Annotated in this window: 14 protein-coding genes; 13 read left to right on the top strand and 1 reads right to left on the bottom strand. The window is 56.5% G+C overall.

From position 1 onward, the window contains the following. The first annotated feature begins 57 nt into the window (after positions 1 to 57). From IAE55_RS24995 to IAE55_RS25045, 11 genes are all read left to right on the top strand, one after another. On the top strand, positions 58 to 1,629 hold the full coding sequence (locus IAE55_RS24995; protein ID WP_234489848.1) for a spore germination protein: 1,572 nt from the start codon (positions 58 to 60) through the stop codon (positions 1,627 to 1,629). 7 nt (positions 1,630 to 1,636) lie between these two features. Next, positions 1,637 to 2,824, top strand: coding sequence for a Ger(x)C family spore germination protein (locus IAE55_RS25000; RefSeq protein WP_200634192.1), 1,188 nt, complete (start codon positions 1,637 to 1,639; stop codon positions 2,822 to 2,824). Continuing rightward, entirely contained in the window at positions 2,817 to 3,032 is a 216-nt protein-coding gene (locus IAE55_RS25005; protein WP_144526402.1) for a hypothetical protein, read from the top strand. The genes IAE55_RS25000 and IAE55_RS25005 overlap by 8 nt, the downstream gene beginning before the upstream one ends. 30 nt (positions 3,033 to 3,062) lie before the next feature. Beyond that, a complete protein-coding gene (locus IAE55_RS25010) occupies positions 3,063 to 4,154 on the top strand; it encodes a GerAB/ArcD/ProY family transporter (RefSeq protein ID WP_152399926.1) in 1,092 nt (363 codons plus the stop codon). Positions 4,155 to 4,296: 142 nt separating this feature from the next. Beyond that, a complete protein-coding gene (locus tag IAE55_RS25015) occupies positions 4,297 to 4,839 on the top strand; it encodes a DUF2062 domain-containing protein (protein ID WP_200634193.1) in 543 nt (180 codons plus the stop codon). Positions 4,840 to 4,927: 88 nt separating this feature from the next. Next, complete coding sequence (locus tag IAE55_RS25020; RefSeq protein WP_200634194.1) at positions 4,928 to 5,740, top strand: uroporphyrinogen-III synthase; 813 nt, start codon at positions 4,928 to 4,930, stop codon at positions 5,738 to 5,740. Between the two features lie 140 nt (positions 5,741 to 5,880). Continuing rightward, positions 5,881 to 6,519: a ThuA domain-containing protein gene (locus IAE55_RS25025; RefSeq protein WP_076171848.1), complete on the top strand. Its 639-nt coding sequence runs from the start codon at positions 5,881 to 5,883 to the stop codon at positions 6,517 to 6,519. Between the two features lie 73 nt (positions 6,520 to 6,592). Further along, the gene (locus tag IAE55_RS25030) at positions 6,593 to 6,922 is read left to right on the top strand and encodes a phasin family protein (RefSeq protein ID WP_076171846.1); all 330 of its coding nucleotides are present in this window, start codon (positions 6,593 to 6,595) and stop codon (positions 6,920 to 6,922) included. Position 6,923: 1 nt separating this feature from the next. Continuing rightward, the gene (locus IAE55_RS25035) at positions 6,924 to 8,594 is read left to right on the top strand and encodes an ABC1 kinase family protein (protein WP_152399930.1); all 1,671 of its coding nucleotides are present in this window, start codon (positions 6,924 to 6,926) and stop codon (positions 8,592 to 8,594) included. Between the two features lie 204 nt (positions 8,595 to 8,798). Continuing rightward, positions 8,799 to 10,334 carry a DEAD/DEAH box helicase gene (locus IAE55_RS25040; protein ID WP_442793349.1) on the top strand — a complete coding sequence of 512 codons (1,536 nt, stop codon included), beginning with the start codon at positions 8,799 to 8,801 and terminating at the stop codon, positions 10,332 to 10,334. A gap of 340 nt (positions 10,335 to 10,674) precedes the next feature. Further along, positions 10,675 to 11,697: an LLM class flavin-dependent oxidoreductase gene (locus IAE55_RS25045; RefSeq protein ID WP_200634196.1), complete on the top strand. Its 1,023-nt coding sequence runs from the start codon at positions 10,675 to 10,677 to the stop codon at positions 11,695 to 11,697. Between the two features lie 155 nt (positions 11,698 to 11,852). Here the strand turns inward: IAE55_RS25045 and IAE55_RS25050 are convergent, their stop codons facing one another. Next, positions 11,853 to 13,064, bottom strand: coding sequence for an oxalate decarboxylase family bicupin (locus IAE55_RS25050; protein WP_145162840.1), 1,212 nt, complete (start codon positions 13,062 to 13,064; stop codon positions 11,853 to 11,855). 299 nt (positions 13,065 to 13,363) lie between these two features. Here IAE55_RS25050 and IAE55_RS25055 point away from each other — a divergent pair, with 299 nt between their 5' ends. Both IAE55_RS25055 and IAE55_RS25060 read left to right on the top strand, forming a co-directional pair. Continuing rightward, positions 13,364 to 13,771: a YjdF family protein gene (locus IAE55_RS25055; RefSeq protein WP_200634197.1), complete on the top strand. Its 408-nt coding sequence runs from the start codon at positions 13,364 to 13,366 to the stop codon at positions 13,769 to 13,771. A 45-nt stretch (positions 13,772 to 13,816) separates the two neighbouring features. After that, entirely contained in the window at positions 13,817 to 14,293 is a 477-nt protein-coding gene (locus IAE55_RS25060) for a glutathione peroxidase (RefSeq protein WP_076171834.1), read from the top strand. Positions 14,294 to 14,442 lie beyond the last annotated feature (149 nt).

A 14,442-nucleotide genomic window follows, 5' to 3' on the forward strand; every position in this document is an offset into this window, starting at 1 on the left:
AAATCGAGGTGACTAGTGGAGATGAAAAAAGGCGGTGCAACACCGGATAAGCCGCGCATGGCCCTTCCAACAGGCAGGGCACTGGGTCTGCCGTCTCCTTCGTTGGATAAGGTGCCGATCCAGAAGGATCTGAAAGCCAATACGGAGTTGCTGAAGGATGTTTTCAAGGACTGCTCGGACATGGTCTACCGGAGCATGGAGGTTGCCCCGGGCGTTAAAGCCCTGCTCGTATTTGTGGAAGGGATCGTGTTCTCTGAAGAGCTTCAGATCCATATGATCCAGCCCATTGTCCAGGGGTTGGTTCGCCTGAAGAATGAGGGGGACAAGGACAAGGAACAGGACCCCGATCTGGAGCCGCTGGAAAATACGCGCGTATCCCTGTCCCAGGTCAACAGCGCCACCATGTGGGGGGACGTCATCGAGGGGCTGATGAATTCCAGCGCGGTTATCCTGGTAGACGGGTATTCGGAAGCCCATCTGTTCAATGTGAAAGGCGGACTGCGCCGAACCGTATCCGAACCGGAGACCGAAGCGGTCATCCGCGGGCCGCGCGAAGGATTTACGGAAATGCTTCGCATCAATACGGCGCTGCTGCGCTTCAAGATTAAGTCCCCGAGGCTGAAGATGAAGAGCATCGTTCTCGGGACAGAGACCAAAACGGATGTGGTCATTTCGTACATCGAGGGACTGGCGAATCCCAAGATGATCCGGGACGTAGAGAAGCGGCTCAAGGACATTGAAATCGACGGAATACTGGAATCCGGGTATATCGAGGAGATGATCGAGGACCATCCGTATTCGCCTTTTCCCCAGCTCCAGTACACCGAGCGCCCCGACACCGCAGCAGCCCAGCTGCTGGAGGGACGTTTTGCCATATTCACGGACGGTACGCCGTTCGTTCTCATCGGTCCGGTGACCTTTTTCCAACTGATGCAGGCGAGCGAGGATTATTACGAGCGGTTCTTCATCACGAACTTCATCCGGTGGATCCGGTATTTATTCGTGTTTATCGCCCTCTTCCTACCTGCATTGTATATTGCTACGACGACCTATCATCAGGACATGCTGCCTTCGACCCTGGTGCTCAGCATCGCGGCTGCCCGGGAGGCAATTCCGTTTCCTGCGCTCGTCGAGGCGCTCATTATGGAGATTTCCTTTGAGGCCTTGCGCGAGGCAGGCGTAAGGCTCCCGAAAACCGTCGGCCAGGCAGTCAGTATCCTGGGGGCACTCGTTATCGGTCAGGCTGCGGTCGAAGCCGGCATCGTATCGGCCCCGATGGTCATTATCGTGTCGATGACGGGGATCGCCTCCTTTACGATTCCGCGCTTCAACCTGGCCATCACAGTCCGCCTGCTGCGGTTTCCGCTGATGATTCTGGCCGGGGTGTTCGGATTGTTCGGCATCGTGCTGGGCACGGTCTGGATTCTGGTCCACGTGACCCAATTGACCTCCTTTGGCGTACCGTATATGTCCGGCATCAGCCCTTTCCATGTTCAGGATAACAAGGACGTGTTCGTTCGCGCCCCATGGTGGAAGATGAAGCGGCGCCCATCCTGGGCATCGAAGAAAGACCGGGTGCGCGAGAAGAAGGAGATCAACGGTACCCCGCAATCAAACAAGGTGTGGTGATATGGACATGATCAAGAAATGGGCGGTAGCCGGTCTATTGCTCCTGAGCCCGCTTGCGCTGGCCGGCTGCTGGGACCGTAAAGAAATCAACGACGTTGCCTTCGTCATCGGATCTTCCGTCGACAAGGAAAACGGGATGTACCGAAGTGCCCTCCAGATCGCCCTGCCGGGGAATTTAGGCGGGGCAGGCAGCAAAGGCGGAGGCGGAGGCACCAGCGGCGGAAAGTCCTACTACCTGGAATCGAAAACGGGCATTACGCTGCGCAGCGCCAATATGGAAATCCAGGCCGGCAACTCCCGGAACCTTTCCTTCTCCCACCGGCGCGTGCTGCTTATCGGCGAGGATTTCGCCAGGGACGGCATTGCACCGATGCTGGACCAATTTGCCCGGATTCCTCAGAATCGCCTGTCATCGCTGGTGGCGGTGACAAGCGGATCGGCGTACAAAATTTTGGACGCCGCAGCGCCGATGGAGCAATTCTCCAGCGAGATGATCCGGGAGCTGATCAACGAATTCACGAAAAGGCCCGACTCGCTGAAACAGCTGGTCAACACGCTCATGACAGATGGCGTGGACGTGGCCCTTCCGTTCCTGTCTATTCAAGAAGCGGTACCTCCGGGCGTGGGAACATCCAAAAATAATATCCAGGTTACGGGCCTGGCCCTATTTGATGAAGACAAGTTCGTGGGAGCCCTGGAAGGGCAGGAAGGCAAAATCATCAATCTGGCCATGAACCAGGCCCCCTCACCGGATATTATCGTCGACGGGCCCGGAGGCAAGGGGCACATTTCCATCCGTTTCAGTGAAAATGAGGCCAAGCTGAAACCGGTTGTCCGCGGCAACGATATCACGATGACCATCGAAATTTACGCCAAGGGCGCCGTGTACGAAAATGATTCAAACAGCATTATCAGCGATGAGCATAGCCTCCGGGACCTGGAGCGCCGGGCCAGCGAGGAGATTGTCGATAAAGTGCAGCTCGCCATGCGGTCTCTGCAGCATAAATACAATTCGGATATTCTGGGATTCGGCAGGTCGATCTACGAGAATGACCCTAAGGCTTGGCAGAGATTTAAGGGCAATTGGAAGAAAGTATATCCCGAGGTCAGGGTTATCGTAAAACCTGAGCTTCATATCGAGAATATCGGAGCCGTCGGCAAGCCCTTCGGCAGAAAGGAAATCAGGAATGATTAAGCTTCTGGGGCTGTATATCTTGGCCGCTATATTGGTGATCCTGGTCGATCGGAAGGTCATTCGCGACATTCCGGGGATTAACCGCTGGTTGGCCTATATTCTGCTCGCAGGCGGATTCGGTATATGGGCCTACTGCCTGCAGTTTGGCCACGTCGTGTACGGATCGGTACTGGCGGGACATTATCTTGACAAATTCGTTCCTTTTTGAATGTGACATCGCAATAAAGGAGGCAGGGCTGTGAATAAAGTGACGAACCGGCAGTTTAGGATGCTCGGAATCACCTATATCTTGAACACCACATTAATCCACGTACCGAGTGAGCTGGCCAACTATGCCAAGCAGCACGCCTACCTGTCCTTTTTTCCGGCGGGACTCGTCGTTGCGCTGATGTTTCTGCTGCTGTCCAAAAGCGCCAAGCGGTTCCCCGGGAAGGACCTGTTCCAATCGCTGAACGGCCGGCATAAAGTGCTCGGAAGAGTGATTACCTTCCTGTACCTGATATTTTTCTTTATCATCCTGGCCAGAGATATCCGTATGGTTGCCGACTTTACCAATGTCGTCCTGCTGCCGCTCACGCCGATCTTCATCATTTCTATTGCGATTACGGCGACGGTGATTTTTATTGCCAGAGGAGGCGTGCAGACGGTGATGGGCATTGCCGACCTGTATGGGCCGATGATGACAACGGTGGTCCTCATCATACCGTTTATCGTTGCCAAGGATTTTGATTTCAGCTATATCAAGCCTTACTTTTATGTCGATTGGGCGGGCGTCGGCAAAGGGAGCTGGGTCGTCTTTTCTTACCTGGGCCAGATCTTGGCGCTCCCGTTCATCTTCTCAAGCAAAGATTACCGGATCCGTGACGGGATGTACGCTTTGCTCCTGTCGACAGGGCTGCTGTTGCTGATCGTCATTATGATTTCGCTGCTGGTAGGCATACCCATTGCCGAAAGCCTGATGTACCCGTCTTACGAAATGTCCCGGCAGATTAAAATAACGGATTTCCTCGACCGGTTCGACATGCCGCTCGTTGGCCTCTGGTTTCCGGCGGTTCTGCTGAATATCGCCACCAGCTTGTTCATCATTTGTTACGGATTAAAAACGATGATCCCGCAGATTTCCGGAAAAATGATGACCTCGCCCATCGGGTTATTCGCCGTGGTCACAGCATTCTGGATCTATCCCAATTCGGTCGAAGTGTTCCGGTTCGACAGGGAGTGGACCGTCGTGGCCTTGGTGTTTGTCATCGTGCTGCCGATCTTCATCTTTTTATTCCATCGGCCCCATCGAAAACCCCGGATGCAGGAACCCCGGGAGGATGCTACCTGATCCTTCTTTCGGCAAAAATAAAACAGGCTCTTTCGGTTAGATTAGAGGGGATAAAAGTGATACAATAGAAGGAACGGGCGGCCCTGAAGCCTGCGGCTGAAGGGGATGTCCTGCCTGCTAGGCAAACCTGAAGGGTGATTACATGACAACCAAATCGAAAAACTACAACATTTTTCATAAGTTTTACCGGAAAATCAAGCTGAACATGATCAAGCTGTTCCGTTCCCCGGGTGGAGCACGCAAAGTGTCGCTCGGATTTGCACTCGGGTTCGGGCTCGAGATGATCGTCATTTCCACCGGATCGCTGGTGTATTTGATTTTTTACCCTACGGTAAGGTTGGCCGGCGGCTCGCTTCCGGCAGCTATTATAGGCAATGTCATCGGCAAGCTCACTTTCCTTCCTATCGTCCTCCTCCCTTTTGCCAAGAAAATCGGAGAATGGTTTTTCCCGAAAAAAATGGTGGATATTCCGGTCCAGGAGCATGCTTGGAGAAACCTGCTGTCCGGCGATTTCACCATATTTAAGCATTTGCTGCAGGGCGGTCTTCACGTGCTGATCGGCATGTCGGTGTTCGGCCTGGTGCTTGGCGTCATTTCCTTTTTTGTCGTTCGATTCTTGTATAACCAGCGTAAAAGGCACCGCCTGTTGAAGCGCCAGAACGCCGCTGCCGTCAAAAGTCTGTGAATCTTTTCATCTCCTTGGGCGGAATTTCAAGTATACTGTTTAGTAAAACAGTGGCGGGTTCCATGAACCCTGATGAGGAGAAGGATGCATGGCTCGGAATTTGGCAGGTAAAAAAATTGCGTTAACCGGTCCCCGCAAAGCGGCCGAAATGGCCAAACTTGTGGAGAACATGGGAGGCATTCCGCTGATTCGTCCCGCACAGGGAACGGTATTCCTCGACGATGTGAAGCTGCGCAAGGATATTGAAGCCTGGATCGCCAATCCCCCCGCCTGGGTCATCTTGACGACGGGTATGGGGCTCGACGCCATCGATCAGGTGGCGGAGGAGATGGGGGCTGGCGCTGTACTGCTCGAAGCGCTGCAGGGCTCGTCCATTGCCGCCCGTGGGTACAAGACGGTGAATGCGCTGAAGAAGAGAGGGCTGATCCCGATCGTTCGGGATGACGACGGAAGCACGGCCGGTCTGATCCGTGGGCTGGCGTCTTATCCGTTTCAAGGGGCGGACGTCATTCTTCAGCTGCACGGCGATCCGGCCCCGAAGCTGACGGCCTGGCTGCAGGAACAGGGGGCCCAGGTGCGGGAAGTGCTGCCGTATCAGCATATTGCTCCGGAGGAAGCGGAGCTTGCGCGGCTGCTCGCCGAAATTACGGCGGCGGAGCTGGACGCCGTGGCGTTCACCAGCGGGCCGCAGGTGCGCAACCTGATCGAGTACGCCCGGGCGAAGGGCGAGCTCCCGAAGCTGGTATCGGCTTTCTCCGGACCAGTGGTCGCGGCGGCTGTCGGCAAAATTACGGCCCAGGCGCTACGGGAAGAAGGCATCGAACGCGTCTGCTCGCCGGAGGAAGATGAGCGGATGGGCAGCATGATGGTGGAACTGGGAAGGTATTTTGTTCGAAACTGACGGAAAGGGACATGTCCATATAGACGGGGGGATGCGGCTGGCTGCATCCCTTTTTCCTTCATCAAAACGAAAGGAATTAAAGGTTTTTTCCAGAAAGTGTGGAATGCTATAGGGAACGAGAGCGAGCAAGGAGGAACATAATGAACAAGAAAAAAAGCATTTTACTCGGTGATTACACGCATCCGAAATTTCACCCTTTGCAGGGGGTGGACGCGCAGATCAGCCATATTTTGAACGATGTCATTTCGGTTCAATGCAGCGAAAACAAAAATTTGCTGCTCGAGGAGCATTTGAAGCCGTTTGACCTTTGCATATGCTATTTCGACTTGTGGGACGAGAAGGTGTCTCCGCAGCAGACAGCGGGTTTGCTGTCTTACGTGAGCCAGGGAGGAGGCCTGCTTGTCATTCACAACGGCCTGTCTATCGGCAACCGGCGCTATGAGCTGGCCCAGCTGGCCGGCGGCCGTTTTAACGGTCATCCGCCGTACCAGCCGCTGTCGTTCCGGGTGAGCGCAGAGGACCAGGTTACGAAAGGCATCGAGCCTTTTGAACTCGACGAAGAGCCGTACCAGATTGATTTTGACCCGTTTGGCGAAAGAACCGTCCTGCTGGAATACGAACTGGAAGGAACGTGGCATCCGGCGGCCTGGAAGCATAGCTACGGTATGGGAAGAGTCGCCTTTCTGATGCCGGGGCATCACGAGCCGACATTCCTCCATCCGCAGATCCGCCGGCTTATTCTGCAGGCTGCGCAGTGGGCGGCGCATCTTCCGGGTTAATACGGCCCCCGGGTTTATATGACCCATCATTTGGGGGTATAATATATTGACTATAGCTTTGGGAGGAATTACCATGAGTGATCTGTTTAAAAAAGCAATTTCATTAGGTTGGGGCCTTACCATAGTGAGCAAAGAGAAAGTCGAGAAGATCGTGGACGATCTGGTCAAACGGGGCGAGCTGGCGCCGTCGGAATCCAAAGATCTGGTCAACCGGCTGGTGGAACGAGGCGAGGAGGAGCAGTCCCAATTTAAAACGTGGATTCAGGACCAGGTTCGGCGTGTATTAACGGACATTCACGTTCCTTCCGATCAGGACATCGTCAGTCTGGAACAGCGCATCGCAACATTGGAGAAGAGGGTGGCGGAGCTCGAAGCAGAGCGTTCCGGACCGGCCGCGGAATAAGATGGCACTGCGCATCAGACATACCGGTCGTTACCGGGAGATCGCCATGGCGCTTATGCGTCATGGCTTTGGTTATATCGTGGAGGAGCTGGGCCTGTTCCAGATGCTGTCCATCCCAAAACGGTGGATCACCCATCAGACGCCGCAAACCAAGACGCTGGGGGAACGGATCCGGCTGGTTCTGGAAGACCTGGGGCCGACCTTCGTCAAGCTGGGGCAGCTGGCCAGCACCCGGTCGGACCTATTGCCGGAGCCGATCATCCGGGAGCTGATCAAGCTTCAGGATCAGGTTCCGCCCTTCTCGTCCGAGTCGGCCAAAGGCATTATCGAGCAGGAGCTGGACGACGCCATCGAGGATATTTTCTCATGGTTTGAGGAGTCGCCGATTGCGGCGGCTTCTATTGGACAGGTTCATCTCGGCAAGCTCAAGACCGGCGAGGATGTAGCGGTCAAAGTCCAGCGTCCGGGCGCTCTGCAGATGGTGGTCAGAGACCTGGAAATCCTCAGGGACCTGACCGCGCTAGCGGAGAAGCGCTGGGTGTGGGTCAAGCAGTACCAAATCGCCCGCCTGGTGGAAGAGTTTGCGAGCTCCATGCGGGCTGAGCTGGATTATACCCAGGAGGGCCGCAACGCGGAGAAAATCGCACTTCAGTTTCAGAACGATGAGACCGTGTGCATCCCGCGAATATTTTGGCAGTATACATCTTCGCGCGTCATGACGATGGAATACGTCCGGGGCATCTCTTTAAGCCATCAGGAGGAGCTTGTGGCGAAGGGATATGACTTGAAGGAAACGGCCGAGAAGCTCGTGGAGAGCATGCTGCACCAGATTTTCATCGAAGGCTTTTTCCACGCCGATCCGCATCCGGGCAATCTGCTCGTGCGCAAGGACGGCAGCCTCGCTTATCTGGATTTCGGGATGGTGGGACGACTTAGCGAGGAGATGAAGGATCATCTGTCTTCGCTGATCATCGCCCTGATGCGGAAAAACACCGACAGCATGGTCCGCGCCGTGCTGAGGCTGGGCATGATGCCGGAAGACGGCGATATTCGCGAGCTGCGCAGAGATCTGGACAGTCTGCGGGAGCAGTACTATAATATTCCTTTTTCCGAAATCAGCATGGGGACGGCGCTGAACGATCTGTTCGCGGTCGCCCAGCGTCACAAAGTTATGATTCCGCCTGATCTGACGCTGCTCGGCAAGGCGCTGCTGACGATGGAAGGCGTCATCGAGAAGCTGGATCCTACACTCAGCATCATCGACATGGCGGAGCCGTTTGGACGGAAGCTGATCAAGGACCGCTTCAGCACCCGTAACCTGCGCAAGAAGCTGCTGGGCGGAGCGGCGGGTCTGGCGGAGGCGCTGTTTGACCTGCCGGACCAGGCAAGGCAGATTTCATCGTTAATCAGCAAGGGCAAGCTGAAGGTTGAGATCAGCGTTCCGGAGATGGAAGCCCTGATGAGGAAGCTCGACCAGATCAGCAACCGGCTGTCTTTCAGCATCGTGCTGCTTGCCTTCAGCATCATTATGGTCGGACTGATCATCGGTTCTTCCCTGAATCAGCAATCCTCGGTGCTGTGGCATTTTCCGGTGATCGGAACCGGCTTTATTGTGGCGCTGTTGATGGTGCTGTGGCTGCTGTTTTCCATATTCAAATCCGGCAGGTTTTAGCTGCCCGTATTGCCGCCATTATGATCCATACATTGTTATTCATGCGTTTTTCATTTCATCCTTTAAGGGAGGTCTGTCCGGCGGCCCTGCACGGGTCACGTGACGGTCCTCCTTTTTAAGATATAGCAGTACAAGCGTCTGAACCGAGTTAATCCACTATATATCCCGCTAAAGGCGGAACTTAATGAATGAGGTGCATTTTTGTTGAAGTTTTCAAGTTTGGGCGTTAACGAATCATTGGTCAATACACTGAGGGCGAACGGTATTGCCATCCCGACACCGGTGCAAGTGGAGACGATCCCGCTCCTGCTTGCAGGGAGCGACGTGATCGCGAGGGCGCGTACAGGAACCGGCAAGACGCTGGCCTTTATGCTGCCGATGCTGCAAAAAATAGACCCGACGCAGCTGTACCCGCAGGCGCTTGTCGTTGCACCTACACGCGAGCTGGCGCTGCAAATTACCGAGGAAGCAAAAAAGCTGGCAGCTGGGACCGATATCCGAATTCTGGCCGTGTACGGCGGACAGGACGTCGAGAAGCAGCTGCGGAAGCTCGAAGGGGGGCGCCAGCTGATCATCGGCACGCCGGGCCGGCTGCTGGATCACCTCCGGCGTGGCACGCTGGAGCTCGGGCGCGTCAAAATGCTCGTGCTGGACGAAGCCGACCAAATGCTGCACATGGGCTTCCTGGACGAGGTCGAGACGCTGATTCAAGCGCTGCCCTACAAGCGCCAGACGATGCTGTTCTCGGCCACGATGCCTGCCGAGGTCAAGCGGCTTGCCGCAGCCTATACCCGGGACGCGGAGGACGTGGTGATCAAAGGGGAGAAATCGCCGGTACCGCTGGACCATATCCGGCAGATCGTCGTGGAAGTGACGGACCGGACGAAGCAGGAGGCGCTGATCTCCATGATCGACACCTACCGACCGTTTCTGGCGATCATATTCTGCCGCACCAAGCGGCGGGCGTCGACGCTGAATGAGGCGCTGCTCGAACAAGGCTATAACTCGGACGAGCTGCACGGCGACCTTTCGCAGGCGAAGCGTGAAGCGGTCATGAAGCGGTTCCGCGAGGCGAAACTGCAGCTGCTGGTCGCCACGGATGTGGCGGCCCGCGGGCTTGACGTGGAAGGCGTCACGCACGTGTTTAACTACGATATTCCGCATGACGTGGAGAGCTATATCCACCGGATCGGCCGCACGGGCCGGGCCGGGGAGAAGGGCATGGCCATCACGCTGGTCGCCCCCAAAGATAAAGGCGAGCTGGCAAGCATCGAGCAGCACATCCAGTACAACATTGAACGGCGCCGGTATGACAAGGACGCCGGCATCACCGCCGCGGCGACCAAGGCGCGCTCCATCCATGCGGAGCAGGGCGAACGCGGACGCGGCGGCAGAGACGGCGGGCGCGGTGAAGGCCGCCCGCGCCGGGATGACCGCCCCGCACGCGCGGGCGGTGAAGGCAGAGGCGCCCGCGGCGAGGCCAAGCGGGCGCGCGGCGCCTACGCCGGAAGCGAAGCCGGCGCAGGCGGTGCAGGTGCCGGCCGCTCCCGCACCGGTGCGGCCGGGCAGCGTGACGGCCGCAGCGCTGGCGGCGGCCGGGGCCAAACGGCCCGCGCGGAACGCGGCGCGCCGGTTGGCGGTTCCCGCGGCGGCCGGGATGCCAAGCGGAGCGGCACGGGCCGCCCATCCGCTCCCGGCGGCAGAGGCCGGAGCGCGGGAGGACGCGGGCGCCGGAAATAACGGCGCCCCGCGGTCAAGGCAAAGGCAGCAGCTAACCCAGGTGGGGACAGCTGCTGCCTTTTTTTTGTCCTCACGGATGCCCCGGAATTTAGAGGCAAATCTCCAAATCTGCTCATGAGGTGAGTTGGCGTCCCGTGCAAACCGTACTCTATCGCGGCGAGGCCGATTTTGTTTTCTGACTCGGATGATTCGGGCATCCTCTCTGCGGCCAAGCGTTTCGGCAACCCGTCAAGCGCATGATATAATAGCAGGGCAGCTCATCCAAAACCTGGATGCGGCTGCTGCAATAGCAGTCAGCACCGGCTGCAATCAGTTATAAGCAGAAAGGTCTTGATGCGTAATGATCAAGCTGAGCATATTGGATCAATCAACGATATCGGAAGGCAGCAATCCGGTGGAAGCGCTGGCCCAGACGGCGGCCATGGCCCAGGAAGCCGAACGCCTCGGATACCACCGTTTTTGGGTATCGGAGCATCATTTTTCCCCGAACCTGGCCGGCTCCAGTCCGGAAGTGCTGATCTCCCATCTGGCGGCGAAGACGTCGACGCTCCGGGTTGGATCGGGCGGCGTGATGCTGCCTCACTACAGCTCTTACAAGGTGGCGGAGAACTTCCGGCTCTTGGAAGGCCTCTATCCGGGCAGAATCGATCTGGGGCTCGGACGTGCGCCGGGCGGTATGCCTTTGGCGACCCGTGCTCTTCAGGAAGGCAAGATGCGCGGCGAGGACCGTTACGCCGATCAGATCGACGACTTAATCGCCTATTTAACGGATTCCCTGAGTCCGGAACATCCTTTTGCGGGCCTTCTGGCCACGCCGATGGTCCAAACCGTTCCGGAAATGTGGCTGCTTGGCTCCAGCGGGGGCAGCGCCGGGATTGCCGCCATGCAGGGAACCGGCTTTGCCTTCGCCCAGTTTATCAACGGTTCCGGAGGCAGTGATGTGATGCGCTGGTACCAGGAGCATTTTCAGCCGTCGGCCATTTTTGATAAGCCGCAGTCCCTGGTGGCCATCTTTGCCGTATGCGCCGAAACGGAGGAGGAAGCGAACCGGATTGCGTCCAGCATGGATCTCTCACTCATTTTATTGGAAAAGGGCGGATCGTCTGGAGGCACTCCGCCGGTGGAGAAAGCGCTGGAATATCCATATTCGCGGTACGACCGAATCCGGATTGAGGAGAACCGCAAGCGGATGGTCGTCGGTTCCCCGCAGCAGGTGAAGCGCAGGATTGAAGAGCTGTGCGAGGAATACAATACCGATGAGGTGATGATCGCCAGCATTACCCATCGTTTTGAGGATAAGCTGCAGTCCTTCCGGCTGATCGCCGAAGCGTTCGGACTTCCAGCGGACGCCGCCGGACGATAACAGAACGAACAGGCGAAATTAGAATAACGTCTAGAGACTTATTTTCATAGGAGACGGAACGCGTTTAGCGTTAACTTTTCTTGCGGTATCAAGGAAGCCAAGTCTCCGAAGCTAATACCTTCTTATATCTAGAAAAAAAGACGGCCCCCTGGATGTTACTCGTCCGGGGCGCCGTCTTTTGGCTTCGTGTAAGTGAAGCCGGGGTGCTTGACTACAGGCGATTTTTCCTTGCGCAGCGCATCCAGCAGACCGGACCCGACGTTCAGGTTTTCCGCCACCAGCTCCCGCGGTGTCAAGGCCATCCACTGGTTCAATGAAACATCCGCGAACCGGTCGCTTTTGAACATTTCCAAAAACCAGAGGCTGTCTGTTCCGGTATTCTGGATATAGTGTCCGAAGGCGAATGGCACATAGCCGACGTCGCCCGCGCGAACGTTGAACGTACGGGCCTTGCCGCCACCGGCGAATACGGTCATTCTGCCTTGGCCGGTAAGGTAATACTGCCATTCGTCCTGATTCGGATGCCAGTGCATCTCCCTCATTCCGCCGGGTTTGATTTCTACCAGTGCCGCCGCTACGGTGCGCGAGATCGGGAAATTAGACGAATCTACGATCCGCACGCTGCCGCCGGATGTGATGATCGGAGGCTGCGCGAGCAGGCGGTGCGTAAAGGTTTGGGGCACCTCCCCGTAGGGCGAGGTTACCTTTTGGCTGTCCAGTGAACCGGGAACAGGTTCCTGCTCGATGTAAACCTGGCTGGGAGGGATGCCTGAAAACGCGCTTTCCGGAACGCCGAAATTGGCTGAGAGCACCTCCTTGGGCGTGTGGGCGAACCAGTCGGAGATGCTGAGGGTATTCAGATCGGAGAAATGTCCGTCGTCAAAAACAAGCAAAAACTCGCAGCCTTCCTCCAGCCCTTGGATGGAATGGGGGATGCCTGGCGGGAAATACCAGAGATCTCCGGGACCCACATCGGCAATGAAATTGCGCCCGTTTTGGTCCACCGCCGTAATGCGTGCCCTGCCGAGCAGCATAAAGGACCATTCGGCCTGCTGGTGCCAGTGGAGCTCACGCAGGCCGCCAGGGGTGAGCCGCATGTTGACGCCGGCCAGCGTGGTGGCGATGGGCAGCTCACGAACCGTCACTTCCCTGGACCAACCGCCTTCGTTCAGCTGCATGTGCGTATCGGAGAAGGAAAATTTTAAATTGGGTATCAGCCCGTTATCGGTCTTCGGCGGAACGAGCATGTCGGGATTCTCCATGTCCCGAAGCACGTCGCGCGGCCCCTCGTCGGTCGCCCCTTCGCGGCCGCGGATCGGCTGGGGAATCCGCCTGACCGACTCCGGCCGATTGGATGAATGATTCATGCGTATGGCCCCTTTTCAGCAGTAATCTCGCTTTTAGTTACAGGAAAGTATATGAACCGCCGCATGCCGATATGAGGCTTATTCCCGGCTTCATTGGATTCGATTGGGGCCGGACTTGCATCACGGCCGCTTTGGAGTATCATGGAAAGTGGATCGTAAAATCACAGCCCGGTCGGTAGTCCGCGGCGCATGTACGGTGGCAGAGGGCGATTCGCCAGCACTGCCTCCCGGATCACATGTCAGTAACCTTCCCCCCTCGGGATGTCCCTCGGTCCGATTTATACAGAGGGGGAATACTGGTGAAACTCACGGTATTTTTTGAAGATCCTTATTGGGTCGGTGTCGTCGAAGTGCAGGGAGCGGACGGGAAGGCGGGCCGTCACGTCTTTGGTTCCGAGCCGTCTTTGCAGGAAGTGTGGGAATACGTTATGAACGATCTTCCCGCGCTGGTGGAGCGTTTATCCTGCAGTGTCCCGGCCGCGCGGCTGCCTGTGAAGTCGGTCAACCCGAAGCGGCTTGCCCGGCAGGCGGCGAAGGAGGCCCGCTCCCGCGGCGTCAGCACCCAGAGCCAGGAGGCGCTTCGCCTGGAGCTGGAGAAGTCAAAGAAGCAGCGCGCCTGCCGAAGCAGGGAACAGCGGGAAGCCCTGGCCGCTTACAAGCGGGAGATCGCCGTAAGGAAGGCCAAGGCCAAGCATCGGGGTAAATAGCAGCAGAATGCCAATTCTATATGAAGGATAGAAAGGGGTAATCACATGTCCGTGTACCAATTCACAGCAGCCAAGACCTCTGGCCAAGAGGTGTCTCTTCAGGATTATGAAGGTAAAGTGCTGGTCATCGCCAATACGGCAAGCCAATGCGGATTAACGCCGCAGTATGGCGACCTGCAGAAGCTGTATGACCAGTTCAAGGCGCAGGGGCTCGAAATCCTTGGATTTCCCTGCAACCAGTTCGGAGGACAGGAGCCGGGAACCAGTGAAGAAGCCGCATCGTTCTGTCAGCTGAATTATGGGGTTCAATTCCCGGTATTCGCCAAAGTGGAAGTGAATGGGGAAGGGGCTCATCCGCTCTTTCAATATTTGAAACAGCAGCAGCCGGGTCCGGCCGAAGACGGCGAGATTCAATGGAACTTTACGAAGTTTCTGGTGAACCGGCAGGGAGAAGTGGTTGCCCGCTTTGAGCCGAAGGAGTCGCCTGAGGCCATGACGGAAGCCATTCGAGGTTTGCTGTAAACTGCCGTGAAGCATCCTGAAAGTGATACGAACCGATAATATCATGAACAAAAGGTCTGTCCCGTTTTTGGGACAGACCTTTTTGATAATATCAGAACGTATAAACTCCAGAGCCATGGCTTCCTGATATTGCAAGAAAAACTTCCTTT

Source organism: Paenibacillus sp. S28 (assembly GCF_016624415.1).
Classification (GTDB): domain Bacteria; phylum Bacillota; class Bacilli; order Paenibacillales; family Paenibacillaceae; genus Paenibacillus_AQ; species Paenibacillus_AQ favisporus.

What these genes read in the sequence shown, in the direction of transcription:
- IAE55_RS25050 (WP_145162840.1), bottom strand. Translation starts at nt 13,064, where the DNA reads ATGAATCATTCATCCAATCGGCCGGAGTCGGTCAGGCGGATTCCCCAG.
- IAE55_RS25035 (WP_152399930.1), top strand. Translation starts at nt 6,924, where the DNA reads ATGGCACTGCGCATCAGACATACCGGTCGTTACCGGGAGATCGCCATG.
- IAE55_RS25015 (WP_200634193.1), top strand. Translation starts at nt 4,297, where the DNA reads ATGACAACCAAATCGAAAAACTACAACATTTTTCATAAGTTTTACCGG.
- IAE55_RS25025 (WP_076171848.1), top strand. Translation starts at nt 5,881, where the DNA reads ATGAACAAGAAAAAAAGCATTTTACTCGGTGATTACACGCATCCGAAA.
- IAE55_RS24995 (WP_234489848.1), top strand. Translation starts at nt 58, where the DNA reads ATGGCCCTTCCAACAGGCAGGGCACTGGGTCTGCCGTCTCCTTCGTTG.
- IAE55_RS25060 (WP_076171834.1), top strand. Translation starts at nt 13,817, where the DNA reads ATGTCCGTGTACCAATTCACAGCAGCCAAGACCTCTGGCCAAGAGGTG.
- IAE55_RS25020 (WP_200634194.1), top strand. Translation starts at nt 4,928, where the DNA reads ATGGCTCGGAATTTGGCAGGTAAAAAAATTGCGTTAACCGGTCCCCGC.
- IAE55_RS25000 (WP_200634192.1), top strand. Translation starts at nt 1,637, where the DNA reads ATGATCAAGAAATGGGCGGTAGCCGGTCTATTGCTCCTGAGCCCGCTT.
- IAE55_RS25045 (WP_200634196.1), top strand. Translation starts at nt 10,675, where the DNA reads ATGATCAAGCTGAGCATATTGGATCAATCAACGATATCGGAAGGCAGC.
- IAE55_RS25030 (WP_076171846.1), top strand. Translation starts at nt 6,593, where the DNA reads ATGAGTGATCTGTTTAAAAAAGCAATTTCATTAGGTTGGGGCCTTACC.
- IAE55_RS25005 (WP_144526402.1), top strand. Translation starts at nt 2,817, where the DNA reads ATGATTAAGCTTCTGGGGCTGTATATCTTGGCCGCTATATTGGTGATC.